This window comes from Nocardia thailandica NBRC 100428, assembly GCF_000308795.1.
Taxonomy (GTDB): domain Bacteria; phylum Actinomycetota; class Actinomycetes; order Mycobacteriales; family Mycobacteriaceae; genus Nocardia; species Nocardia thailandica.
In genome coordinates this window covers 16,003-39,482 of sequence record NZ_BAGK01000033.1, presented here as the reverse complement: position 1 = coordinate 39,482, position 23,480 = coordinate 16,003, and the positions used below count along the sequence as shown (strand labels likewise).

Annotated in this window: 23 protein-coding genes; 13 read left to right on the top strand and 10 right to left on the bottom strand. The window is 71.1% G+C overall.

Translation table 11 applies throughout. The features are described from left to right. On the bottom strand, nucleotides 1-2,054 hold a 2,054-nt coding region (locus ON36_RS03460), incomplete at its 3' end, for a sensor histidine kinase (RefSeq protein WP_157224752.1). A 324-nt stretch (nucleotides 2,055-2,378) separates the two neighbouring features. Here ON36_RS03460 and ON36_RS03455 point away from each other — a divergent pair. The 3 genes from ON36_RS03455 to ON36_RS03445 all read left to right on the top strand — a co-directional run bounded on the left by ON36_RS03455 (nucleotide 2,379) and on the right by ON36_RS03445 (nucleotide 6,648). Then, on the top strand, nucleotides 2,379-4,412 hold the full coding sequence (locus ON36_RS03455) for an AMP-binding protein (protein WP_043647514.1): 2,034 nt from the start codon (nucleotides 2,379-2,381) through the stop codon (nucleotides 4,410-4,412). Between the two features lie 167 nt (nucleotides 4,413-4,579). Then, nucleotides 4,580-5,281, top strand: coding sequence for a response regulator transcription factor (locus ON36_RS03450; RefSeq protein ID WP_043647513.1), 702 nt, complete (start codon nucleotides 4,580-4,582; stop codon nucleotides 5,279-5,281). A 53-nt stretch (nucleotides 5,282-5,334) separates the two neighbouring features. Next, on the top strand, nucleotides 5,335-6,648 hold the full coding sequence (locus ON36_RS03445; protein WP_043647512.1) for a sensor histidine kinase: 1,314 nt from the start codon (nucleotides 5,335-5,337) through the stop codon (nucleotides 6,646-6,648). Nucleotides 6,649-6,707: 59 nt separating this feature from the next. On the opposite strand, the gene ON36_RS03440 is transcribed toward ON36_RS03445, so the two are convergent. Further along, complete coding sequence (locus ON36_RS03440) at nucleotides 6,708-7,364, bottom strand: DUF8020 domain-containing protein (protein WP_043647511.1); 657 nt, start codon at nucleotides 7,362-7,364, stop codon at nucleotides 6,708-6,710. 277 nt (nucleotides 7,365-7,641) lie between these two features. Between ON36_RS03440 and ON36_RS03435 the strand changes: the two genes are divergently transcribed. Next, the gene (locus ON36_RS03435; protein ID WP_043647510.1) at nucleotides 7,642-8,808 is read left to right on the top strand and encodes a YhgE/Pip domain-containing protein; all 1,167 of its coding nucleotides are present in this window, start codon (nucleotides 7,642-7,644) and stop codon (nucleotides 8,806-8,808) included. 44 nt (nucleotides 8,809-8,852) lie between these two features. Continuing rightward, a complete protein-coding gene (locus ON36_RS34445) occupies nucleotides 8,853-9,767 on the top strand; it encodes a hypothetical protein (protein WP_157224751.1) in 915 nt (304 codons plus the stop codon). 117 nt (nucleotides 9,768-9,884) lie between these two features. Here the strand turns inward: ON36_RS34445 and ON36_RS03425 are convergent, their stop codons facing one another. The 4 genes from ON36_RS03425 to pdxH all read right to left on the bottom strand — a co-directional run bounded on the left by ON36_RS03425 (nucleotide 9,885) and on the right by pdxH (nucleotide 13,972). Then, nucleotides 9,885-10,244, bottom strand: a complete 360-nt coding sequence (locus ON36_RS03425; protein WP_043647508.1) for an FKBP-type peptidyl-prolyl cis-trans isomerase — start codon at nucleotides 10,242-10,244, stop codon at nucleotides 9,885-9,887. Nucleotides 10,245-10,329: 85 nt separating this feature from the next. After that, a complete protein-coding gene (locus tag ON36_RS03420) occupies nucleotides 10,330-11,640 on the bottom strand; it encodes a citrate synthase (RefSeq protein WP_083884880.1) in 1,311 nt (436 codons plus the stop codon). A 284-nt stretch (nucleotides 11,641-11,924) separates the two neighbouring features. After that, the gene (locus ON36_RS03415) at nucleotides 11,925-13,208 is read right to left on the bottom strand and encodes an MFS transporter (RefSeq protein WP_052313606.1); all 1,284 of its coding nucleotides are present in this window, start codon (nucleotides 13,206-13,208) and stop codon (nucleotides 11,925-11,927) included. 62 nt (nucleotides 13,209-13,270) lie between these two features. Next, on the bottom strand, nucleotides 13,271-13,972 hold the full coding sequence (gene pdxH, locus ON36_RS03410; RefSeq protein ID WP_043647507.1) for a pyridoxamine 5'-phosphate oxidase: 702 nt from the start codon (nucleotides 13,970-13,972) through the stop codon (nucleotides 13,271-13,273). Nucleotides 13,973-14,062: 90 nt separating this feature from the next. Between pdxH and ON36_RS03405 the strand changes: the two genes are divergently transcribed. Beyond that, the gene (locus tag ON36_RS03405) at nucleotides 14,063-15,178 is read left to right on the top strand and encodes a citrate synthase 2 (RefSeq protein ID WP_043647506.1); all 1,116 of its coding nucleotides are present in this window, start codon (nucleotides 14,063-14,065) and stop codon (nucleotides 15,176-15,178) included. Nucleotides 15,179-15,317: 139 nt separating this feature from the next. Next, nucleotides 15,318-16,187 carry a polysaccharide deacetylase family protein gene (locus tag ON36_RS03400; protein WP_043647505.1) on the top strand — a complete coding sequence of 290 codons (870 nt, stop codon included), beginning with the start codon at nucleotides 15,318-15,320 and terminating at the stop codon, nucleotides 16,185-16,187. Between the two features lie 7 nt (nucleotides 16,188-16,194). Here the strand turns inward: ON36_RS03400 and ON36_RS03395 are convergent, their stop codons facing one another. Further along, a complete protein-coding gene (locus ON36_RS03395; RefSeq protein ID WP_043647504.1) occupies nucleotides 16,195-16,857 on the bottom strand; it encodes a hypothetical protein in 663 nt (220 codons plus the stop codon). 128 nt (nucleotides 16,858-16,985) lie between these two features. Between ON36_RS03395 and serC the strand changes: the two genes are divergently transcribed. From serC to ON36_RS03380, 3 genes are all read left to right on the top strand, one after another. Then, nucleotides 16,986-18,107, top strand: a complete 1,122-nt coding sequence (serC, locus tag ON36_RS03390) for a phosphoserine transaminase (RefSeq protein ID WP_043647503.1) — start codon at nucleotides 16,986-16,988, stop codon at nucleotides 18,105-18,107. A 489-nt stretch (nucleotides 18,108-18,596) separates the two neighbouring features. After that, a complete protein-coding gene (sepH, locus tag ON36_RS03385) occupies nucleotides 18,597-19,556 on the top strand; it encodes a septation protein SepH (protein WP_043647502.1) in 960 nt (319 codons plus the stop codon). Between the two features lie 97 nt (nucleotides 19,557-19,653). Then, nucleotides 19,654-20,388 carry a DUF6928 family protein gene (locus ON36_RS03380; RefSeq protein ID WP_043647501.1) on the top strand — a complete coding sequence of 245 codons (735 nt, stop codon included), beginning with the start codon at nucleotides 19,654-19,656 and terminating at the stop codon, nucleotides 20,386-20,388. 6 nt (nucleotides 20,389-20,394) lie between these two features. Here ON36_RS03380 and ON36_RS03375 read toward each other — a convergent pair whose 3' ends face one another. After that, nucleotides 20,395-20,694 (bottom strand): DUF2537 domain-containing protein, encoded by a 300-nt coding sequence (locus ON36_RS03375; protein WP_043647500.1) that lies wholly within the window; start codon nucleotides 20,692-20,694, stop codon nucleotides 20,395-20,397. After that, on the bottom strand, nucleotides 20,691-21,494 hold the full coding sequence (locus tag ON36_RS03370; protein WP_085999567.1) for a TrmH family RNA methyltransferase: 804 nt from the start codon (nucleotides 21,492-21,494) through the stop codon (nucleotides 20,691-20,693). The genes ON36_RS03375 and ON36_RS03370 overlap by 4 nt, the downstream gene beginning before the upstream one ends. Nucleotides 21,495-21,601: 107 nt before the next feature. Here ON36_RS03370 and ON36_RS03365 point away from each other — a divergent pair, with 107 nt between their 5' ends. Beyond that, a complete protein-coding gene (locus tag ON36_RS03365; protein WP_043647498.1) occupies nucleotides 21,602-21,991 on the top strand; it encodes a YccF domain-containing protein in 390 nt (129 codons plus the stop codon). A 16-nt stretch (nucleotides 21,992-22,007) separates the two neighbouring features. Here ON36_RS03365 and ON36_RS03360 read toward each other — a convergent pair whose 3' ends face one another. Next, nucleotides 22,008-22,439 (bottom strand): MarR family winged helix-turn-helix transcriptional regulator, encoded by a 432-nt coding sequence (locus tag ON36_RS03360; RefSeq protein WP_043647497.1) that lies wholly within the window; start codon nucleotides 22,437-22,439, stop codon nucleotides 22,008-22,010. Between the two features lie 85 nt (nucleotides 22,440-22,524). Here ON36_RS03360 and ON36_RS03355 point away from each other — a divergent pair, with 85 nt between their 5' ends. Together ON36_RS03355 and ON36_RS03350 are read left to right on the top strand one after the other, a co-directional pair. Continuing rightward, complete coding sequence (locus ON36_RS03355; protein WP_052313605.1) at nucleotides 22,525-22,779, top strand: DUF2530 domain-containing protein; 255 nt, start codon at nucleotides 22,525-22,527, stop codon at nucleotides 22,777-22,779. 84 nt (nucleotides 22,780-22,863) lie between these two features. Then, nucleotides 22,864-23,478 carry a TetR/AcrR family transcriptional regulator gene (locus ON36_RS03350; RefSeq protein ID WP_245557861.1) on the top strand — a complete coding sequence of 205 codons (615 nt, stop codon included), beginning with the start codon at nucleotides 22,864-22,866 and terminating at the stop codon, nucleotides 23,476-23,478. The last annotated feature ends 2 nt before the right edge of the window (nucleotides 23,479-23,480 follow it).

Genomic DNA, 23,480 nt, shown 5'->3' with positions numbered 1-23,480 from the left:
ATCGGACCGCTGACACCCGGGTCGACGGTCACCATCATGTTGCCGCCGGGGGTGCGGGTGACCCCGCGGGTCTGCATGGTGCTCGGCTGCGGCTGCTGCGGCGCCTGCGGGCGCTGCTGCTGTTCGGGGCGCTGCGGCTGGGACGGCGAGGGCTGCACCGGCGCGATGACCGGGCCGTTGCCGCCGCTGACGATCAGGCCGACCGGCACGTGCACGGTGACCGTGACGCCGGGATCGCGGGCGGTGTCGAAGGTCGGGCGCAGCCGCACGGTCAGGCCGTGGCGATCGGCGAGGCGGCCGACCACGAACAGGCCCATGTGGCGGGCGGTGTCCGGGCCGGGCTCGGCGGTCTGCTCGAGCCTGCGGTTGATCTCCGACATCTCCGCGGGCGGCATGCCGATACCGCGGTCGGCGACCTCGATCAGCAGGCCCTGGTCGTGCGCCTGGGCGAAGGTGAACTTGACGTCGGTCTCCGGCGGCGAGGCGCGCAGCGCGTTGTCGAGGAGCTCGGCGAACAGGTGCGCGAGGTCGGAGGCGGCGGGCTCGACCAGCGAGCCGCGCGGGGTGGCACCCAGCTTGACGCGCTCGTAGTCCTCCACCTCGGAGATGGCGGCGCGCAGCACGTCGGCGATCTCGACCGGCGCGGACTTGGTCCGGCGCTGCTTGGTACCGGCCAGAATCAGCAGGTTGTCGCCGTTACGCCGCATGCGGGCGGCCAGGTGGTCGAGGCGGAAGAGGTTCTCGAGCAGGCGCGGGTCCTTCTCGTCGTACTCCATCGCCTCGATGAGCGTGAGCTGGTGGTCGACCAGCGACTTGGAGCGGCGCGCCAGGGTCTCGAACATGTCGTTGACCTGGGAACGCATCTGCGCCTGATCGCTCGCGAGGCGCAGCGCCTGACCGTGGATGTCGTCGATGGCGCGGGCCAGCTGACCGATCTCCTCGTCGGAGCGGACCGGCATCGGCTCGAGCGGCACGTCCTCGGGGGCGGCGCCGTTACGGAGCTGGGCGACCTCGTGCGGCAGGTCGGACTCGGCCACGCGCAGCGCCGACAGACGCAGGCGGTGCAGCGGCACGATCATCGAGCGGGCCACGAACACGGCCAGCAGCAGCGCGGCGAGGATGGTCGCGATGACGACCGCGGTGTAGGTCCAGGCACCGGTGGAGGCCGTGGTGGTCAGGTCCTCCATCTGGGCCTCGATGTCGGAGGTGGCCTGGTCGACGACGCCCGCGTAGGACGTGAGGCTGGCCACCAGCGAGTTCTTCATGTCGCCGACGGGCAGCTTGCCCGCCTTGAGCTCCTCGGGAGACAGCAGCGACTGGCGCTTGTCGGCCTCGGCGCGCAGGTTGGCGATGACCTGGTCACCCTGCGGGAAGCGGTTGGCGAGCACGCCGAGCATGTGCTGCTCGGTGCTCACGGCGGTGAGGTAGCGGCTCAGGCCCGCCTGCGGGTTGCGGGTGAGCTCGGCCATGCCTGCCAGCTCGCCGACCAGCACGGCGCGGGTGTTCAGCGAGTCGACCAGGCGCAGCTTGGCCGCGTCCATGACCGGGTTGCTGACCTGGGCGACGGTGCTCTCCACCACCGAGACGCTGTTCTTGCGGACCTGCTCGACGCCGGCCAGCGCCGTCTCGGGCGCCGAGGTCGGCGCCTTGCCCTGCGCCCGCACGTTCTTGGCCTGGCCGATCATCGCCTCGAAGGCGGCGTGCGACTCCGGATGCGGGGACAGGCTGCCCAGCTTGGCCTCGGCCGCGGCGATCGCGCCGTCGAGGTCGGCGAGGTCCTGGTCGGTGACCATGGTCATCGGCCCGACCTGGACCATCTGGCCACCGGCGACACGCGCCGAGACGGCGCTCAGCGAGGTGACCGCGGGCAGGGCGTCGACCTGCTCGCTGATCTCCGACAGGCGGTTGGCCTCGGAGAACTCCGAGGTAATCCTCGACACGCCGAGCCCGACCGCGACCGCGAGCGGCACGGCCAGCACGGCCGTAACCTTCCATCGCAGGTCCCAGTTGCCGAGCGCCCAGCGCTTGCTGCCGGACCTAGCGGCGTCACGCATCTCCCACTCACTTTCCAAACTGGCCTCTACCAAGCGCCATCAGCGGCTCCACATGCGCAGCGGGCGCATGTCGGCTCGCCAGGCGGAGCTGGCCGAGAACTGCGGCTGGCCGAGAAATTGCGTCTACGACTGCCCGAATAAGTGACATCAGATTCTAACGGATCAATAACTTCTTGGCAGACCCCCGGCAAAGGTCCGCGCGATGACCTGCCTGTTCCAGGCAAAACCAAAGGTCGCGGCACCCCGTCGAGTGTCGCGTGAAGTCTGCCACAATCATCACGATCTATCGAGCGGGCAACGAGGCGAGGCTAGGGAGTCACGGGGTTGGACGTGAAGCACGAGTACCGGCCGGTCTATCAGACCAGCCTGGTCGACCCTGCCGAGTTCTGGTCACGCGCTGCTCAGGAGATCGAATGGGTGCTCGCGCCCGAGCAGATCGTCGACACGGCCGACAAGCAGCTGGCCCGCTGGTTTCCCGACGGCAGGCTGAACACGTGTGCCAACGCACTCGATCGGCACGTACGTGGCGGAACTCTCACCGAGGGCGGGCGCGCCGATCAGGCTGCGCTCATATATGAGTCCGCTATGACGGATTCACGTGCCGTCTACACCTACGCCGAACTTCTCGACGCCGTCTCCCACTTCGCCGGAGCCATGCGCGAATTGGGCGTGCGGGCGGGCGACCGGGTCGTGATCTATCTGCCGATGATTCCGGAATCGGTGATCGCGATGCTGGCGTGCGCGCGCATCGGCGCGGTGCACTCGGTGGTGTTCGGCGGGTTCGCCGCGCCCGAACTCGCCGCCCGGATCGACGACGCCGAACCGGTCCTGGTCATCACCGCGTCCGGCGGACTCGAACCCGGCCGGCAGATCGACTACCCGCCGATCGTGCTGGCCGCGCTGGACCTGACGACCACCGCCTCGGTCCGCACCGTGCTGGTCAAGCAGCGTCCCCAGTTCCCCACCATCGATTTCCCCGCGCCCCAGCCCGCCACCGACGTGCTGCCGTCCTCCGAGCAGACCGTGGCCGCGCGCTGGCTGGACTGGGACGACGCGGTCCGCGACGCGCCGGCCACCGAGCCGGTGCCGGTCGCGGCGACCGATCCGCTCTACATCCTCTACACCTCCGGCACCACCGGGAAGCCCAAGGGCGTCGTCCGCGACAACGGCGGGCACGCGGTGGCGCTGGCCTGGTCGATGCGCAACATCTACGACGTCGGACCGGGTCAGGTCATGTGGGCCGCCTCCGACGTCGGCTGGGTGGTCGGCCACTCCTACATCGTCTACGCGCCGCTGCTCGTCGGCGCGACGACGGTGCTCTACGAGGGCAAACCGGTCGGCACGCCGGACGCGGGCGTGTTCTGGCGGGTCGTCGAGGAGAACAACGTCCGGGTCCTGTTCACGGCGCCGACCGCGCTGCGCGCCATCCGCCGGGCCGATCCGGAGGCCGCCTTGGCCCGCCGCCACGACCTGTCCGGGCTGCGCGCGCTGTTCTGCGCCGGGGAGCGGCTGGACCCGGCCACCTTCGAATGGGCCAGCGACACCCTGCTCGCCGACCATCCCGACACGCCCGTTGTCGACCACTGGTGGCAGACCGAGACCGGCTGGCCGATCTGCGCCGACCCCCTCGGCCTGCAGGAACTGCCCGTGAAGCCGGGCTCGTCGTGCGTGCCGGTCCCCGGATACCGGCTGCGGGTGCTCGACGCCAACGGCAACCCGGTGGCCGCGGGCACCGAGGGCAACATCGTGATCGGCCTCCCCCTGCCGCCCGGCACGCTGACCGGCCTGTGGCGCGACCGCGAGCGGTTCGTGCGCTCGTACCTGTCGGCGTTCCCCGGGCACTACCTGACCGGCGACTCCGGGCATTTCGACGAGGACGGCTACCTCTACGTCCTCGGCCGCAGCGACGATGTGATCAACATGGCCGGGCACCGCCTGTCCGCGGGCAGCATCGAAGCGGCGATCTCCGGGCATCCGGCCGTGGCCGAGTGCGCGGTGATCGGCGTTCCGGACGAGCTCAAGGGACATCTGCCGCTGGCCTACGTCGTGCTCAAGCAGGGCGTAGACGTCGACCCCGACGTCCTGCGCGCCGAACTCGCCGAGCGGGTGCGCGCCCAGATCGGCGCCATCGCCACCCTGTACGACGCCGTCGTCGTCACCGGCCTGCCCAAGACCCGCTCCGGCAAGATCCTGCGCAAGACCATCCGCCAGCTCACCGCGGGCGAACACGTGGAGCCCCCCGCCACCATCGAGGACCCCGCCGTCCTCACGGCCCTCGCCGACCGCATCCTCGCCAATCCCCCTCTCGGCGCCCCCACCCCACCGCCCGCCCCCGACCAGTCCGAACCCGCGGTCTGAACCATCTGTCGGACTGTCGTCCGGCCCTGAAACCAGGGCAACCACCACCGGCGGACCTGTCCACAAGAGACCACTCCACACCGCAACCACCCCCGGCCGACCCCGAGCAGGCCCGCGAGCGAAGCGAGCGTCGCGGCCGTCCCACAGACACACCTCATAATGGTCCGGTGACCGAACGTGCGCCGAAGGTTCTGGTGGTCGATGACGACGAGGACGTGCTCGCCTCCGTCCAGCGCGGGCTGCGGCTGTCGGGTTTCGATGTGGATGTGGCCCGGGACGGGGCGGCGGCGCTGCGCAGCGTCACCGAGCATCATCCGGACGCGGTGGTGCTCGACATGAACATGCCGGTGCTGGACGGCGCGGGTGTGGTCACCGCGCTGCGGGCCATGGGTAACGACGTCCCGATCTGCGTGCTGAGTGCCCGCGCGTCGGTGGACGACCGGATCGCGGGGCTGGAGTCCGGTGCCGACGACTACCTGGTGAAGCCTTTCGAGTTGGCCGAGCTGGTCGCCCGGATCCGCGCGCTGCTGCGCCGCCGTTCGGACGCGGGGGTGCCGGTCGCGCCGGGCACGATCACCGTGGGGCCGCTGCAGGTGGATGTGGCCGGGTATCGGGCGCTGCTGCACGGGCGCGAAATCGACCTGACCAAAAGGGAATTCGAATTGCTCTCCACGCTGGCGCGGAATGCGGGTGTGGTGCTGAGCCGGGAGCGGCTGCTGGAATTGGTGTGGGGTTACGACTTCGTGGCCGATACCAATGTCGTGGACGTTTTCGTGGGATATCTCCGGCGGAAATTGGAGACCGAGGGTACGCCGCGGCTGTTGCATACCATCCGAGGCGTCGGATTCGTGCTGCGCGAGGCGAAGTGAGACTCCGGCGAACGAAACCCCGTCGGCGGCGGTCGTTTTCGCTCCGGACCCGTGTGGCGGCGGCGGCCGCGGCGGGCGCCATCGTCGTTGTCACCATCGCGGCGTTCGCCAGTTTCCGCGCCATCGAGCGCAACAACATCTCGCAGGCCGATCAGCAGTTGCAGATCGCGTCGCGCATCGTGCTGATCGAGCCGGTGCTGGCGACCGGGTTCGTCAATCTCACCGGGTTGCAGAATTCCATCGCGCTGACCGTGCGCGACAACGGCGCGGTGACCGCGTCGAGCCCGACCCAATTGCCCGATCTGCCGCCGGGTTCGCAGACGGTCGCCGTGGGCGATCAGCCGTATCGGGTGCTCACGACCACCGAGAATCAGCCCGAGGGGCGCACGGTCGCCCTCGGGATCCCGGCGGCCGGGGCGGCCAGGGCGACCGACGAGCAGCAGCAGTGGGTGTTGTTCGGCGCGTTCGTCGCGGTGGCGGCGGCGGCCGCGCTCGGCTGGTTGTTCGCGGGGCGCGCGGTGCGCCCGATCGTGTCGCTGACCCGTCAGGTGTCCTCGCGCAGCGCGTTCCCCGACCCGGACAATCCGGCCCGGCCGGTGGACGGTTCCGGGGTGGACGAGGCCGAGAAGCTGGCCGACGCCGTGAACACGATGCTCGCCCGGGTCGATCAGGCCCAGGCGGAGACCGCGGCCGCGTTGGAGACCGCGCGCGACTTCGCCGCGGTGTCGGCGCACGAGCTGCGCACGCCGCTGACCGCGATGCGCACCGATCTCGAGGTGCTGCGCACCCTGGATCTCACCGAGGATCAGCGCCGCGAGATCCTGGCCGACCTGGCCCGCAGCGAGACCCGGGTGGAGACCACCCTCGGCGCGCTGGAGCGCCTGGCGCGCGGCGATCTGACCGCCGAGGCCGACCATGTCGCGACGGATGTGGCGGAGCTGTGCGATCAGGCCGCCCATGACGCCATGCGCCACCATCCGGGCCTGAAGGTCCGCATCGACACCGACTCGCACCTGGTGACCCGCGGGCTGCCCGCCGGGCTGCGCCTCGCGGTGGACAACGCGCTGACCAACTCGGTCCGGCACGGCGGGGCGACCGAGGCGGTCGTGTCGGCGCATCGCGTCCCGGGCGCCGAACGGATCGTGGTCGCGGTCGACGACAACGGCACCGGGGTGCCGTCCGCCGAACGCGACGCGGTGTTCGCGCGTTTCGCCCGCGGCAGCAACGCCGCGAAGGGCGGTTCCGGGCTCGGCCTCGCGCTGGTCGCCCAGCAGGCCCAGTTACACGGCGGGCGCGCCTACTTCGAGGACAGCGCCCTCGGCGGCGCCCGCCTCGTGCTGGACCTGCCGATCCGCCCGGCCCGGTAGAGACGGGCGAGCCCCGGACCCGCGCGGGGTCCGGGGCTCGCGCCGCGTATCTGCCTGGGTCAGGGCAGGACCTGCGGGACCGACTCCGGGATGACCAGGCCGATGACCGCGCCGATCACGGCGCCGGTGAGGGCGGTGGAGATGACCGACGGGATGGCGCAGAACACGTAGCCGACGATGAAGGCGGCCAGGGCGGGCACGCACAGGATCGCGGCGGCGATGGCGCCGATGGTCGCGCCCGCGGCGGCGCCGTTCTGGACCGGGTCGTGGTTGGCGGCCTCGGGGTTGGTGGCGATGTCCTTCAGCTCGGCGCCGGTGTCGCTGGACAGCGCGGGCACCATCTGCAGGGTGCGGCCGTCGGCGGAGACCACCGAGGCGACGGCGATCGCGTTGCCGCCGACGGTGTTCAGCTTCAGCGGGACCTCGCCGACGGTGGCGCCGGTGGCCGAGACGACGGTGACCGCGTCCGGGGTGACCACGAAGTGGCCGTTGTCCAGGGTGGCGGTGATGCTGCGCAGGTCCGGCGCGACGACGGTGCGGAAGTCGACGCCGTCGGCGGCACCCGCGCTGGACAGGCCGGTGGCGACCTGGGCGGCGCGCTCGGTGGCCGGGTCGGCGACCGCGGTGCCCGCGGTCACCAGCGAGGTCGCCACGGCCAGCGGCAGCGCGGCGACGAGCGCGCGGCGCGCGCCGCGAGTGATGGTGTGATGGAACATTTTCGAGAACTCCCTCCCGATGCCCCCCGGTGCATCCCCGAATACCCCCGGATGACTCGAGCCGAATCGACGTCGATTGACTCGAGATTTGTACCGAACCCGTGGGCGGTCACGGAAGTCGTTGTGACATAAGACATACCGCCCCGGGTTTGCCGCTCCTGCCCGCGGGCTATCTCCCGCGCGCACGCGGGATCGTCTCGCCCGCCGCGCGCATCCTCACCGAACTCTCAGACATCTCCCACGACCCGGCGGGAACTCGGCCGATAGCGTCGGCGCCGTGATCGGACATCGTGCCCGCTGGGTGAGTCTCGCTACCGCCGTCCTCGCCGTCACCGGGATCGGGATCAGCGCCTGTTCCGGGTCCTCGGCGACCGCCCCGACCGGCATGGCGCTGGTCAACGCCGACACCGGCCCGACCGGTGAACGCGTGGCCAAGGCCGTGGCCGACGCGGGCGGCTACGAGTGGACGATCGCGAAACCGGGCGAGGTGGACGCCGACGACTTCGCCGCCGTCATCACCCTGCCCGCCGACCTGACCTCCTCGATGTCGACGCTGGCCTCGCCCGATCCGAAGCGTGCCAAGGTCACCGTCACCACGCACGACGGCGCGGACCGGGCCGTCGTGGACGGTGCGGTGGACGCGGTCACCCACCGCATCGGCGCGGCCGGTGTCGACGCGGCGCTGGCGGCCGTGGCACAGGCCCGCAACCAGATGACCTCGGTCCAATTCACCACCCAGCTGCTCAACGCGGGCGTGACCGCGGCGGCCGACGGCGCTGCCCAGTTCGGCGGGGGCGCCCAGCAGATGCTCGGCTTCCTCGACTTCGCGAAACAGGGCGCCGGACAGCTCACCTCGGCCATCGATCTGCTCAACCAGACCGTCGACGGCGCCTCGAAGCAGGCGAGCCAACTGGCCGACGCCCTCGGCGCGACCGGGCTGACCATCGCGCAGGTCGAGCAGACCGCGGGCACGCTGAGCACCGGGCTCGACCAGATCCTCCCGCTGCTGCGCGGGCTGCCGTTCGCCGGCGATCCGGCGCTGGCCGACATCATCACCAAGCTCGAGTCCCTGCGCTCGGTATCGGGCCAGGCGGGCAGCCAGCTGGCCGGGCTCGGCGCGCTGACCGGCGCCGCCGTCGACCCGAACACCGACCTCGGCACGCTGCTGCGCACCGTCGTCGGACGGCTGGAGGGCGCCCGCGATCAGCTCGCCCAGGGCGCCGAACTGGCCAAGGGCCTGCCCACCCTCGCCGAACAGGGCGGCGCCCAACTGGTCTCGGCGATGGAGCAGCTGACCGCGGGCGTCGGCGCCATGCAGAACATCGTCGGCAACCTCGGCACCCAGACCGACAAGGCCCTGGCCGCCCTCCCCGCCCGCGGCGCCGCCCAGAACTCCGCCTTCGCCCTCGCCCTCACCGACCCGGTCGAGGTCGTGCGGGAGTGAAAGCCGTTCTGCACTAGGGTGGTCGGCGAGAGGGGGGATCGTCGATGACCGATCCGAATCAGCCGCGGCCCGGCGAGCCCGCGGCGCAGGGGGCGACACCGGCACCCGCCGCGCCGCCGGGACATCTTCCGCCACAGGGTCATCCGGTCCCGGGCGGTCCGGCCTCGGCGGCGGGTCACCCGGCCGACGCGGGGCAACCGCCGCCGCCCGCCCCGAGTTTCCCCGCCGCCCCGAGTTTCCCCGCCGGCACGAGTCACCCGGCACCCGCCGGGAGTCACCCGGCAGCCGGGACCGGATATCCGGCCGCCCCGATCGGCCACGCGCCGGCGCCGGGCTACCACCCCGCCCCGCCCGGCTATGCGGACCGGCCTGCCGCCGCGGGCGCGCCGCCGCCGGGCTTCCCCCCTGCCGCCTACGGCGCCGCGCCGCATCCGGACGTGCCCCGGCGTCGCGGGGCGGTCTGGCCGGTCCTCGCGATCGTCGCCATCCTCGTGGCGGTGGCCGGCTGGGTCACCGCAGGCGCGCTGCTGCTGACCGACGAGCCGCCCGCGCCCGAGCATCCGTCCGTGGCGCGGGACGCCGCGCGGGACGCGGCCCGGCAGGCGGCGTGCGAGCTCACCACCGCCATGTCGACCTACGACTATCACGATCTGAGCGGCTTCGAAGCGTCGGTCGTCGATCGGAGCACCGGCGAACTCCGCCGCCAGTTCGAGACGACCTACGACAGCCTCGAGCAGGTCATGAAGCAATCGCAGGTCACCTCCCACGTGGAGGACCTCGAATGCCTGTACCGGTCCGGCGACGGCGACAAGATCGACATACTGTCGATCTTCGCCCAGGTCCGCACGAACAACGCCGCGTCCGCGCCCCAGTCCACCCGGCTGACCATCACCACGACGATGCGGCTCGTCGACGGGAAGTGGCTGGCCGAGAAGCTGGACACGCCGGTCACGAAGTAGGCCGCGCCCAGCTGCGCACGCGCCGGCACCGGCCCCGAAGGACGGGCCGAGGAATCGCTCACGACGCGACGCGGCCCGTGTCCCCCGATGGGGACACGGGCCGCGGTCGCGTGCGGATCAGTTCGCGTTGAGCAGGTCGATCACGAAGACCAGGGTCTTGCCGGACAGGTGGTGGCCCGCGCCCGCGGGGCCGTAGGCCAGCTCCGGCGGGATGGTCAGCTGGCGGCGGCCGCCGACCTTCATGCCCGGGATACCGTCCTGCCAGCCCTGGATCAGGCCGCGCAGCGGGAAGGTGATCGACTCGCCACGGTCCCAGGAGGAGTCGAACTGCTCGCCCGAGTCGAACTCGACGCCGACGTAGTGCACCTCGACGGTGCCGCCCGGCACCGCTTCCTTGCCGTCACCCTCGACGAGATCCTTGATCACGAGCTCGGCGGGCGCGGGGCCCTCCTGGAATTCGATCTCCGGCTTGGTCATGCGGTGAGTCCCCTATCGATTGCTGTGTGAATCCGATGTGGCGGGCGCCGCAGGTGACCCCGTGGCGCCGATGCCGCCTCAGACCCTATCGGTTGTCGATGTCGCGGTACGCGCGCTCGCCGTAACCGGTGTAGATCTGGCGCGGACGGCCGATCTTCAGCGGCTCGGAGTGCATCTCCCGCCAGTGGGCGATCCAGCCCGGCAGGCGGCCCATGGCGAAGAGCACGGTGAACATGCGGGTCGGGAAGCCCATGGCCCGGTAGATGACGCCGGTGTAGAAGTCGACGTTCGGGTACAGGCGGCGCGAGACGAAGTAGTCGTCGGTGAGGGCGGCCTCTTCGAGCGCCTTGGCGATGTCGAGGAGCTGGTCGTCGCCGCCGATCTTGGACAGGATCTGATCGGCGGTCTTCTTGACGATGGTCGCGCGCGGGTCGTAGTTGCGGTAGACGCGGTGCCCGAAGCCCATGAGCTTCACGCCGTCTTCCTTGTTCTTGACCTTGCGGATGAACTCCTTGACGTCGCCGCCCTGGGCCTTGATGTCGTCGAGCATCTCGAGCACGGCCTGGTTCGCGCCGCCGTGCAGCGGGCCCCACAGGGCGTTGATGCCGCCGGAGACCGAGGTGAACAGGTTGGCGTCGGAGGAGCCGACCAGGCGCACGGTCGAGGTGGAGCAGTTCTGCTCGTGGTCGGCGTGCAGGATCAGCAGCATGTCGAGCGCGGCGGCGACCTCGGGGTCGACCTCGTACGGCTCGGCCGGGAAGCCGAAGGTCATGCGCAGGAAGTTCTCGACCAGCGACAGCGAGTTGTCGGGGTAGAGGAACGGCTGGCCGACCGACTTCTTGTAGGAGTAGGCCGCGATGGTGGGCAGCTTGGCCAGCAGGCGGATGGTGGACAGCTCGACCTGCTCGGGGTCGCGCGGGTCCAGCGAGTCCTGGTAGTAGGCCGACAGCGCGTTGACCGCCGAGGACAGCACCGGCATCGGGTGCGCGTTGCGCGGGAACCCGTCGAAGAACCGCTTGAGGTCCTCGTGCAGCAGCGTGTGGCGGCGGATGCGGTCGGTGAAGTCGTCGAGCTGGGCCTGGGTCGGCAGCTCGCCGTAGATGAGCAGGTAGCTGACCTCGATGAAGGTCGAGGAGCTGGCCAGCTGGTCGATCGGGTAACCGCGGTAACGCAGGATCCCGGCCTCACCGTCGATGTAGGTGATCGCCGACTTGGTGGAGGCGGTGTTCATGAAGCCCGGGTCGTAGGTCACGTACCCGGTGCTGGCCAGCAGCTTGCCCAGGTCGAGCCCGTTGTTGCCCTCGGCGGCCGGAGTGACCGAGATGGGGAACTCGCCACCGGGGTACTGCAGTACCGCCTTGGCGTCGGCGACGTCGGTGATGTTCTCAGCGGGCACGGAAGGATCCCTCTCAGGCTAGTTGAGATTCTCGCCGGGCCCTGAGCCCCGGCGCCGAACCGTTGACACCGATTGCGGTCAGCACCGGTGCGCTTGGGTGTAACGCTAACTCTTGTCCGAGCCGAAGGTGCAATCAGGGTTGTCCTGCGGTGTTCTCACAATCGGCACCGTGCGCGGTGAGGTCGGCGGCGCCCGGAGGGCCCGCGGGGCCGCACCGCCCTGCACACCGCGGGAAACGTTGCCCGAAAGCGCCCCTACCGGACGGTAAATCGTTGCGGTACAGCTCAACTGGTCACCACATCGACACGCGCCCTGCCCACCCGGTAACGGACGAACGCGGGGAAGGCCAGGGCCGCGAGCACCACCCCGACGACCACAAGCACCCCGCCACCGGCCGCCGCTACCGCGGTACCCAGGCTCGCCGCGGCGAAACCGTGGGCAACATCACCGATGCGCGGCCCACCTGCGACGACGACGATGAAGACCCCTTGCAGCCGCCCGCGCATCTCGTCGGTGGAGACGTTGAGCAGCATCGCCGTGCGCAGCGCCGCCGAGATCATGTCGACCGCGCCGCCGAAGGCGAGGAACGCGACCGCGATCCACAGCCACACCCCGAGCCCGAACCAGTGGCCCGCCAGCCCGACCGCGACCCCGAAACCGACCATCGCCAGCCCCCAGGCCACGATGCACCAGATCACGGCGAGGCCCTGCCTGCGGATGCGCGGCACCCAGCCGGAGAAGACGCCACCGAGCACCGCGCCCGCCGAGATCGCCGCGAACAGCAGCCCGAGCGCCACGCCGCCCTCGGCGGGGTCACCGAAGGTCTCGTGCGCGATCTGCGGGAACAGCGCCCGCGGCATGCCGAACACCATGGCGATGATGTCGACCACGAAGGACGCGAGCAGGATGCGCTGACCCGTCAGATACCGGAAGCCGTCGACCACAGTGCTCAGCCCGGCACGGCGCGCCTCCCCGGTGGGCGGCAGCGCGGGCAGCATCCACACCGCCCACAGGGTCAGCATCAGGGCGACCGCGTCGAGCAGGTACAGGGTCGGCAGGCCGAGAACGGGGATGAGCACGCCGGCCAGCACCGGCCCCGCGATCATGCCCGCGTTCTGCACGGTCATGCTCAGGGAGCTGGCCGCCGCGATCTCGTCCGGCGGGAGCAGGCGGGCGATGGCGGCGCTGCGCGTGGGCTGGTTGACCGCGAAGAACGCCTGCTGGACCGCGAACAACCCGAGCACCAGCCACACGTTGTCCAGGCCGAGCGCCGCCTGCCCCCAGAACGCGGCCGCCGTCAGCGCGGTGCCCGCGGTGGTGACGATCATGAGCACGCGCTTGTCCATGACGTCGGCCATCGCCCCGCCCCAGAGGCCGAACACAACCAGCGGCACCAGACCGAACACCCCGGCCAGGCCCACGTAGCCGGAACTGCCGGTGATCTGGAAGATCTGCTGCGGGACCGCGACCACCGACAGCTGGGCGCCGACGACGGTGACGATATTGGTGACCCAGAGCCTGCGGTAGTCGCGATGTCGCAGGGGTGCCGTGTCGGCGAGCAGTCTCACTGTGCGGAGACTAATCCCGGGGCCCGACGGTGAATACGGTTGTCCGCAGTGACAAATGCCACCTAGGGCTGGAGGCGGTCGACCACCTGCTCGCCGTCGGCGAGGCGGACGCGGATGCGGTTGTGCAGCCTGCCGCGGCGGCCCTGCCAGAACTCGACCTCGTCCGGGCGCAGCAGGTAGCCGCCCCAGTGCGGGGGCACCGGGATGTCGTCGACGTCGGCGAAGCGGGCGGTCGTCTCGGCCAGCGCCCGGTCCAGTTCGGCGCGCGAGGCGACGGGCCGGGACTGCTGGGAGGCCCAGGCGCCCAGCCGGGCGTCGCGGGGGCGGGCCTGCCAGTACCGCTCGGTCACCTCGGCGGGCACCCGTTCGGTGATCCCGCGCAGATGCACCTGCCTGCCGAGCGCGGTCCAGACGAAGCTGGCCGCCGCGTAGGGGTCGGCCGCGAGCTGACCGCCCTTGGCCGAGTCGTAGTTGGTGTAGAAGGTGATGCCCTCGGGCGCGAGGCCCTTGCACAGCACGGTGCGCGCGACCGGGCGCGGCACGGGGCCTGCCAGCGAGACCGTGGCCAGCACGATGGCGTTCGGCTCGGGCACCCCCGCGGCGGCGGCCTGATCGAGCCAGCGGCGCAGCAGCGGCTCCCAGCCGCCCGCCACCCAGCTCTCGTCCAGGTCCGGATCGTCGAGGGCGCCCCCCGGCCCCGCGTAGTCCACCCGCATCGCGGCGAGATCGGCAGAAACGGGGCGCGCGCTGTCCACCTCAGGCATAGCTCAGACGTTACTCCGGGGTAGAACGGAGTTATGGTTGCCCTGATCGGCTTCGCTGATCGCGCCTGTTGAGCAGAGGGAGAGTCACCGATGACTGCCGTACCCCAGGATTTCGTGAGCGGCCTCGAAGGTGTGGTGGCGTTCACCACCGACATCGCCGAGCCGGACAAGGACGGCGGCGCGCTCCGATATCGCGGCGTCGACATCGAGGACCTGGTCGCCAACCGGGTCACCTTCGGCGATGTGTGGGCCCTGCTGGTCGACGGCAGCTTCGGCCGCGGCCTGCCGCCCGCCGAGCCCTTCCCGCTGCCCGTGCACACCGGCGACGTGCGCGTCGACGTGCAGGCCGGCCTGGCCATGCTCGCCCCGATCTGGGGCTACCAGCCGCTGCTCGACATCGACGACGAGGAGGCGAGGGAGAACCTCGCCCGCGCCTCGGTCATGGCGCTGTCCTACGTGGCCCAGTCCGCGCGCGGCATCTACCAGCCCGCGGTCCCGCAGAAGAAGATCGACGAGTGCACCACCGTCACCGAGCGCTTCATGACCCGCTGGAAGGGTGACCCGGACCCGCGCCACACCGAGGCCATCGACGCCTACTGGGTCTCCGCGGCCGAGCACGGCATGAACGCCTCCACCTTCACCGCCCGCGTCATCGCCTCCACCGGCGCCGACGTGGCCGCGTCGCTGTCCGGCGCGATCGGCGCCATGTCCGGCCCGCTGCACGGCGGCGCGCCTGCCCGCGTGCTGCCGATGATCGAGGAGGTCGAGAAGACCGGCGACGCCCGCGCGCTGGTCAAGGGCATCCTCGACCGCAAGGAGAAGCTGATGGGCTTCGGCCACCGGGTCTACCGGGCCGAGGACCCGCGCGCCCGCGTGCTGCGCGCCACCGCGAAGCGCCTGGCCGCCCCGCGCTACGAGGTGGCGGCCGCGCTCGAGCAGGCCGCGCTGGCCGAACTGCGCGAACGCCGCCCCGACCGGGCGATCGAGACCAACGTCGAGTTCTGGGCCGCGGTCATCCTCGACTTCGCCGAGGTCCCGGCGCACATGATGCCCGCCATGTTCACCTGCGGCCGCACCGCGGGCTGGTGCGCGCACATCCTCGAGCAGAAGCAGCTGGGCAAGCTGGTCCGCCCGGCCGCGATCTACACCGGCCCCGGCCCGCGCAAGCCCGACGAGGTCGCGGGCTGGTCGGCCATCGCGCACTGAGCGTCGCGGCACGTTTCGTGCACACAGTGAACACAATTCGCTGACCTGGGGAACTTCACCGGCCGGGCGGCGCGCGGACACCTGCGCGTCACCCGGACCGGGTAGACATCACGTCCGATAGTGGGCGTGAGGGGGACAGATGGCCGACCGCAGCGGTCTTTCGCGGCGCCGCGTACTGGGATTCGGTGGCGCGCTGGCCGCGGGCGCGGCCGTCACCTGCGTGACCGGCCGCTTCTCCGAGCAGGCCGCGGCCACCCCGGACCTGCCGCCGACCTCGCCGCGCGTGGCGACGCCGGTGTCCTCGGTGCTCACCCCGCCGGTCTCCCCCGCCGGAGTCGCCGCGGCGCACCAGAACGCGGCACCGCGACTGTGGGGCACCGAGATGCCGGGCATCGTCAGCTCGTTCGCGGCGAACGGCAGACAGGTCGCGCTGACCTTCGACGCCTGCGGCGGCCCCGGCAACAGCGAGGTCGATCAGGCCCTGCTCGATCTGCTCGTCGCGCAACGGATCCCCGCGACCCTGTTCGTGAACAAACGCTGGGTCGACGCCGACCCCGACCGCACCCGGCGGCTGGGCGCGAACCCGCTTTTCGAACTCGCCAACCACGGCGACCTGCACAAACCGCTCTCGGTGCGCGGCCGCGCGGCCTACGGCATCGCGGGCACCGGCTCGGCATGGGAGGCCGCCGACGAGGTGTGGGCCAACCACCAGCGGCTCACCGAACTCACCGGCCGGGCGCCCCGCTTCTTCCGCGCGGGCACCGCGCACTACGACGACGTCGCCGTCGCCATCGTCACCGAGCTCGGCGAGACCCCGCTCGGGTTCACCGTCAACGCCGACTCCGGCGCCACCGCGAGCGCGGCGCTGGTCCAGGCCGCGGTGCGCGCGGCCGCGCCGGGCGGCATCGTCCTCGCGCATTTCCACCGCCCACGCTCCGGCACCGCGGCGGGCATGACCGCCGCGCTACCGGCCCTGCGCGCCGCGGGCTACGAGTTCGTCCACCTGTGACGCCCCGCTAGCGGCGGCCGTCGATCGCGGCCTGCCAGTCCACGGCCACCGACTCGCCCCGGTCGACGGTGAAGAACGCCGCGGGCAGCCGCGTCCCCAGCCCCAGGCTGCCCACCGCGGCCAGCGGAACCGGCTGGATCAGCCGCGCCCGCCACGGCCGCGGCTCGTCCCAGGCATGCAGTTCCAGGTCGATGCGCAGCACCGGGTCGTCCCGGCCGGGATAGGCCGCCGCGATCGGCGCCACCGCCAGCACGGTCGCCTCCGCCCGGCGCCCGCTCGCCAGGATCTTGGCGGTGGCCCGGCGGACCGGCTCGGCCGCCTCGGGAACGAACAGCACCACCCGCTCCGGCGCCCCGGGATCGACCCGGCAGCCGATGGTGTCCCCCGGCAGCATGTGTTCGAGCTCCTCGGGCCGCACCCGCTGCGCGACCCGCAGGTCGTAGGGCAGTTCGCCCTCCGCCCGCACCCGCACGGTGAACAGCTGACCCGGCCTGCCGCGCAGCGGCCGCACGGCCAGCACCGTCGCCTCCGCGGGCCTGCCCCGGATCAGCAACTCGCGCCGCGCGTGCGCGGTGAGGACCGCCGCGCCGTGCCACACCCGCGACCAACGGTCACGCAGTGTTTCCCCCCATTCCGGTGTACATCCCGGATCCGCCAAGACGAGACTCATGCGCAGAGCGTATCGGCGGTCATGGCGGCCGGAGGCGAAGTTACCGAAATCACCCCGCGCCGCGCCCGCCCGCGCGCTGCCGGGGGCCGGGCACACGCGGCGACCGGGCCGCCCATAAACTTGCGGCCATGACCAGTGCGTTCCCGACCATTCCCGCCGACCTCAAGCCCGCCGACGGACGGTTCGGCTGCGGCCCGTCCAAGGTCCGCCCGGAGCAGCTGCAGTCCCTGGTGACTGTCGGCGCCTCGGTGTTCGGCACCTCGCATCGCCAGAAGCCGGTCAAGGACGTCGTGGCCCGGGTGCGCAACGGCCTGCGCGAGCTGTTCTCCCTGCCCGACGGCTACGAGGTCGTCCTCGGCAACGGTGGCACCACCGCGTTCTGGGACGCCGCCGCCTTCGGCCTCATCCGTGAGCGTTCGCTGCACCTGACCAACGGCGAGTTCTCCTCGAAGTTCGCCTCGGTCGCCAAGGGCAACCCCTTCATCGGCGACCCGATCGTCATCTCCTCGGAGCCCGGCAGCGCGCCGGAGCCCGTCGCGGACCCCTCGGCCGACCTCATCGGCTGGGCCCACAACGAGACCTCGACCGGCGTCGCCATCCCCGTGCAGCGCCCGGCCGGCTCGGAGAACGCCCTCATCGCCATCGACGCCACCTCCGGCGCGGGCGGCCTTCCGGTGAACATCACCGACGCCGACGTCTACTACTTCGCGCCGCAGAAGTGCTTCGCCGCCGACGGCGGCCTGTGGATCGCGCTCATGTCGCCCGCCGCGCTGGCCCGCGTCGAGGAGATCAAGGCCTCCGGCCGCTGGGTCCCGGAATTCCTGTCGCTGCCCGTCGCCATCGACAACAGCACCAAGGACCAGACCTACAACACCCCCGCCCTCGCCACCCTGCTGCTGTTCGCCGACCAGATCGAATGGCTGAACAACAACGGCGGCCTGGACTGGGCGGTCAAGCGCACCCTGGATTCGTCCTCGCGGCTGTACTCGTGGGCGGAATCGAGCGAATTCGCCACCCCGTACGTGGTCGACCCCGCGCACCGTTCGCAGGTCGTCGGCACCATCGACTTCGCCGATTCGGTCGACGCCGCCCAAGTGGCGAAGATCCTGCGCGCCAACGGCATCGTCGACACCGAGCCCTACCGCAAGCTCGGCCGCAACCAGCTGCGTATCGGCATGTTCCCGGCTATCGACCCGGAAGACGTCTCCCAGCTGACCCGCGCCATCGATTGGGTCGTCGGGCAGCTGTAATCGGAGCGCTGGCGCGCTCGAGTCGCGCCCTTCTCGGCCCGACGAAAAGCGGGGCCGGACTTGTGCCTTCGGCACGGTGTCCGGCCCCGTTTTTCGTCGGGGCGGCCGCGACCGGCCACTTCGTGGCCGGGGCCTCCTCGGGGTCGGCCCGTGGTGGTTCGGTCCCGCGGCGGCCGCAACCCGTGGGCTAACAGGCCACCTGCCGGGTCGGACCATGGTCGTCGGCAATTGCGCATGGCAATTTCTCGGCGTGTCCTTCGCAAGATTCGCAATGCCGGATCGATGACGCGTCGCCGTCCAGTCGTCTGGATTTTCGTCAAAATCCCTGTACAGCACCGGTATTCGTCGGGCAAGCTGACCAGACTAGCGTGAGCAACCGACCGTACGGACGATTTCGGTCCTGCGTGTCCTGCTCCCGCGGCCAAGTAATGTGCACTACTGTCTAAGAAAGTGGGCGGTGTCGCAAGCCGACGCGATAGGGAGGTTACGGTGCGTGAACTTCGAGTGATCGGGGTGACGCCCGACTCCACGCACATCGTGTGTGTCGACACCGAGTCCGGCCAGAAGTTCCGGCTGCCCAGCGACGACAAGCTTCGTGCCGCCGCGCGCGGTGACCTCGCCCGATTCGGCCAGATCGAGATCGAAATGGAAGCGACTATGCGTCCTCGCGATATCCAGGCCCGTATCCGCGCCGGAGCGTCCGTCGAACAGGTCACGGCCGAATCCGGTATGCCCGCCTCCAAAGTCGAACGATTCGCCTACCCGGTGCTGCTCGAGCGCGCCCGCGCGGCCGAACTCGCGCAGAAGGCGCACCCGGTCCGTCCCGACGGCCCCGCCATCGAGACGCTGTCCGAAGTCGTCACCGCCGCGTTCACCGAGCGCGGGCACACCCTCGAACACGCCGAGTGGGACGCCTGGAAGGACGAGAAGGGGTTCTGGATCGCCCAGCTGCAGTGGCAGAACGGGCGCTCGGAGATCGCCGCGCACTGGCGGTACCAGCCCGACGCGCACGGCGGCTCGGTGTCCCCGCTCGACGACCCGGCCCGCGACCTGATCGATCCGGATTTCGGCCGCGCGCTGCGCGGGCTGGCGAGCATCCTGCCGACCCCGGCCGCCGAGGCCCCGGTCGTGCCGCCCACTCCGGCCCCGCAGCCGGAGCCCGCGCAGGCCCGCCAGGTCCAGCAGCCGTCGCTCGACGAGTACTTCGAGCAGCGCGCGGTGGCCGCCGGTGGTGCCGCGGCCGCGATTCCGGCGCCGCCGGTCCCCGCGCCGGTGCTGCCGCCGGAGAAGCGGGTGCCGGAGAAGCGCGTCACCGAGCCGGTGGCCGAGCAGCCGCCGCAGCCCGTCGAGAAGCCCGCCGCGCCGAAGGCCAACCGGCCCAAGCGCGGCAAGGCCCCGATGCCCTCGTGGGAAGACGTTCTGCTGGGGGTGCGCAGCTCGGGCCACTGAGCGCGCGACCATCCTCGGAGTTCCTCTCGCCGGGCACGGATTGCTTTCCGTGCCCGGCGAGCGCTTTTCGCACCGCCAGAAGCCGGAGGTGTAGCTGATGATCACCAAGGCGTCCACGCTCTGGTACTCGGACGTCGCCGACCCCGCGGCGCTGCTGCGGGGCCGCCCGGAACCCGACACCGCCGCGGCGGCGGCCCTCGCCGCCGAACTGTATTCCGATTTCGATGTGCGCCCGATCACGGTGGGTACCCTCGACGGTTGTTCGGGCCCGGATCGCGACGAGGTATTCCTGGGGTGTTATCCCGGCCTGACGGTGGTGTGCACCGCGGAGGCGGCCCTGGCCGACCCCACCCGCCTGCCGGATCTGCTGGTGCGCCCGCTCGCCTCGGAACACACCTTTCTGGTCTCCTTCGACACCGCGTGGCACTGGGGCGCTTTCGCGCATTGGGAACGCGGGGAATTCCGGCGGGCCTTCAGTTCGAGCCGGACCGACATTCTGTCCGACGAGGGATTGCCGATGATCTGGGAGCGGCCGTACTGGGCCGGGGAACATCCGCTGCCGTGGGACGAGCCGCCGCGCCCGCAGTCGCTGCCGTTCGATCCGCCGGAATTCGCGGACGCCGCCAACGAGCAATGGCTCGGTTTCCGCTATCTCACAGCGAAAGGCCCGGATTCGCCGCTGCCCGCACAACTCCGGGTGTGCGGATTCACCCTCTATCCGAAAGGCCGGGCGCCCGCGCCGGAGCCCGCCGGGGTGCCGGGGCGCGCGTCCGTCCCGCGGCGCGGGCGCGGTTTGTTCGCGCGCTGGCGCGGCGCGGATCGGGTGCGCTGAGCGGATTCAGCCCGCCGCGCCGACCAGCAGGGCGAACCAGCCGAGCAGCACGCCGAGCGCCGCCCCGGCGACCACCCAGCGCACCACGGGGGTGAACCGCCAGCGCCAGGCCGTCGGCGCGACGCCGACGGCGGCGACCACGTTCACCAGCACGGCGACCACCGGATGCACCGACGCCAGCGCCGAACCGAATCCGAAGATGCCGACCGCGGTCAGCGCGGCCACCAGGCCGACCACGGTCAGCCCGGCGCCCCAGGGCGTCTGGTCGGGTCCGGCGCGATACGGTCCGTCGGAGGAGCAGGTCATGTCAAGCGCACCCGTTCATAGAAAGCCATCGCCGCGGCGGTGGCGACATTGAGCGAATCGGTCCCCGCGGACATGGGGATCCGGGCCTTGGTGTCGGCGGCCGCGAAGGCCGCCTCGGACAGGCCGGGCCCCTCCGCGCCGAGCAGCAGCGCGACCCGGTCCCCGGTCAGGGCGGTCGCGAGAGTCGGCGCGGCGGGATCCGGGGTGAGCGCGGCGATCTGGAAGCCGCGCTCGCGCAGCAGGTCGAGCCCGCCGGGCCAGGACGGCAGTTCGGCGAAGGGCACCCGGAGCGCGTGGCCCATCGAGACGCGCACCGCCCGCCGGTACAGCGGGTCGGCGCAGCGCTCGCCGAACAGCACCGCGTCCACGCCGAGGCCCGCCGCGTTGCGGAACATCGACCCGATGTTCTCGTGATCGTTGACCCCTTCGAGCACGGCGACCGTGCGCGCGTCCGCGAGCACCTCGGCCGCGCTCAGCGCGGGCGGGCGGTGCGCGACCGCGAGCACGCCGCGGTTGAGGTGGAAGCCGACGATCGCCGCCATCACCTCGGCCGTCGCCCGGTAGTAGGGGGCGGCGACACCGGCGAGATCGGCGGCGAGCTGCTCGTGGCGCTTGGCGGTGCCGAGCAGGGCCGAGGGGGCGAAGCGCGAGGTCAGCATCCGCTGCACCACGACCACGCCCTCCGCGATCACCAGGCCCTTGCCGCCGGGGAGGTCGGGCCTGCGATCGGCGTTGGACAGATCGCGGAAGTCGTCGACGCGGGGGTCGGCGGGGTCATCGATATCGAACACGGCGGACACGCGATTCATCCTGCCGGGTGGGTGCACCGGACGGTGTGCCGGGCGCGGCACCGGCGTGCCGCCCGCGGCCCGGCGCGTCGGACCGCGATCGCTGGCATGCTGGTGACATGAAGCTGATCAACCTGATCCTGAACGTGCTGTGGGTGGTGCTGTGCGGGTTCTGGATGGCGCTGGGCTACCTGCTCGCCGGGGTGATCTGCTGCATCCTGATCATCACCATCCCGTTCGGCATCGCCTCGTTCCGCATCGCGGGCTACGTGCTGTGGCCGTTCGGCCGGACGGTCGTCGACAAGCCGGGCGCGGGCGCCGCGTCGCTGATCGGCAACATCATCTGGTTCGTGGTCGCAGGCATCTGGCTGGCGCTCGGTCACATCGCCACCAGTCTCGCGCTGGCGGTGACCATCATCGGGCTGCCCTTCGCGTGGGCGAACCTGAAACTGATTCCGCTGTCACTGTTCCCGCTGGGTCACGAAGTGGTGCCCGCCGACCGAGCCTGATCGGCGGGCGGACCGGTCACTCGGAGCCGGCCACCAGCTGGTTCATGATCGCGACGGCCCGGGTCAGCAGCTCGATCTCCTCGGCGGAGAGCCCGGCCAGCTGTTCGGTCATCCACGCCTCCCTGGCCTGCGCCTCGTCGGCGATGACGGCCCGGCCCGCCGGGGACAGCGAGACGATGATCTGCCTGCCGTCGGTGGGATGCGGCCTGCGGTCGACGAGGCGCATGTCGCTGAGCGAGGCGATGACCCGCGTCATCGACGGCGGCTGCACCCGTTCCTTGCCCGCCAGTGCCCCCGGAGTCATCGCGCCCTCCCTGGCCAGCGTGGCGAGAGCCGACAGCTGGGTCAGCGAGATCTGCGAATCCGCACGGCGGCCCCGCAGATGGCGCGTGAGCCGCACGACGGCCAGTGAGAGATCACCGGCCAGTGCGCGGACGTCCGAAGGCATTGTCACCTGCAGAACTTTACGGTACGTCCGCCCATGTGGACGGGTTTATCCGTAGTGAGAGGTTTGCGGCGGCTAGTGTTGGGGTATGGACGCCCCTTCGCCCGCCGCCGAGGTGCCGGAACTGCCCGCCCGCTTCACCGATCCACGGCCGGTTCTCGCGATCGGCTCCGCGCTCTGGCTCCTCGCCACGGTCGTCGTGTGGGCGGGCGGCGACCGCTGGGCGGACGCGCGTCCGGTGTGCCTGATGGGGCTCGTAGTGGGCGGGCTCGGGCTGGCGATCTTCCTGATACAGCGGCGCGGCGCCCGGCGCGGTGACAAAGGTGCGCAAGTCGGCATTTGAAACGAAAGTGGCGCAGCCATTTCCGGGTCGGCGAATTGACACCCCGGCGTCGCGGGCGCTTAACTCGCACACGTGTCCTCCCGATTGAGCGTCGAAGAACGACGAGCCCACCTGATCGAAGCCGCGATCGGTCTCGCCGAGAAAAAGGGCGTGGCGGGCGTGACCACCCGAGATGTCGCGCAGGCGGCGGGCGTCTCACTGGGTGTGGTGCATTACTGTTTCGAAAACAAGGACGCGCTGATGACCGAGCTGGTCAAAGCGCTGTCGATGGAATTGCGCGATTCCGTGGACTCCAACGAAACAGTGTGGGAGGAGGCGGGGACTGGAAAAGAATCTCTTCACAATTTGCTCCGCCGCGCACTCGATCTGATGTGGCGCAACATCGAATCCACCCCCGAGCGGCAGCTGCTCACCTACGAGACGACCACCTACGCCCTGCGCGAGGGCAGCAACACCCCGGCCAAACTCGCCATCGCGCGCGAGCAGTACACCTTCAACGACAGCACCGTCGCCGACGTCATCGACCACTGCCGTGACGCCACCGGCACCACCTGGAAGACGCCGGTGAGCGAGCTCAGCCGGTTCACCCTCAACGTCATCGACGGCATCGTGCTGCGCTGGCTCGTCGACGACGACAGCGCCGCGGTGCAGGGCCAGCTCGACCTGCTCGCGCAGATGATCGCCGCGCAGGCCGAATAGCG

What these genes read in the sequence shown, in the direction of transcription:
- ON36_RS03440 (WP_043647511.1), bottom strand. Translation starts at nt 7,364, where the DNA reads ATGTTCCATCACACCATCACTCGCGGCGCGCGCCGCGCGCTCGTCGCC.
- ON36_RS34445 (WP_157224751.1), top strand. Translation starts at nt 8,853, where the DNA reads ATGACCGATCCGAATCAGCCGCGGCCCGGCGAGCCCGCGGCGCAGGGG.
- ON36_RS03425 (WP_043647508.1), bottom strand. Translation starts at nt 10,244, where the DNA reads ATGACCAAGCCGGAGATCGAATTCCAGGAGGGCCCCGCGCCCGCCGAG.
- pdxH (WP_043647507.1), bottom strand. Translation starts at nt 13,972, where the DNA reads ATGCCTGAGGTGGACAGCGCGCGCCCCGTTTCTGCCGATCTCGCCGCG.
- ON36_RS03405 (WP_043647506.1), top strand. Translation starts at nt 14,063, where the DNA reads ATGACTGCCGTACCCCAGGATTTCGTGAGCGGCCTCGAAGGTGTGGTG.
- ON36_RS03400 (WP_043647505.1), top strand. Translation starts at nt 15,318, where the DNA reads ATGGCCGACCGCAGCGGTCTTTCGCGGCGCCGCGTACTGGGATTCGGT.
- ON36_RS03395 (WP_043647504.1), bottom strand. Translation starts at nt 16,857, where the DNA reads ATGAGTCTCGTCTTGGCGGATCCGGGATGTACACCGGAATGGGGGGAA.
- serC (WP_043647503.1), top strand. Translation starts at nt 16,986, where the DNA reads ATGACCAGTGCGTTCCCGACCATTCCCGCCGACCTCAAGCCCGCCGAC.
- ON36_RS03380 (WP_043647501.1), top strand. Translation starts at nt 19,654, where the DNA reads ATGATCACCAAGGCGTCCACGCTCTGGTACTCGGACGTCGCCGACCCC.
- ON36_RS03375 (WP_043647500.1), bottom strand. Translation starts at nt 20,694, where the DNA reads ATGACCTGCTCCTCCGACGGACCGTATCGCGCCGGACCCGACCAGACG.
- ON36_RS03365 (WP_043647498.1), top strand. Translation starts at nt 21,602, where the DNA reads ATGAAGCTGATCAACCTGATCCTGAACGTGCTGTGGGTGGTGCTGTGC.
- ON36_RS03360 (WP_043647497.1), bottom strand. Translation starts at nt 22,439, where the DNA reads ATGCCTTCGGACGTCCGCGCACTGGCCGGTGATCTCTCACTGGCCGTC.
- ON36_RS03355 (WP_052313605.1), top strand. Translation starts at nt 22,525, where the DNA reads ATGGACGCCCCTTCGCCCGCCGCCGAGGTGCCGGAACTGCCCGCCCGC.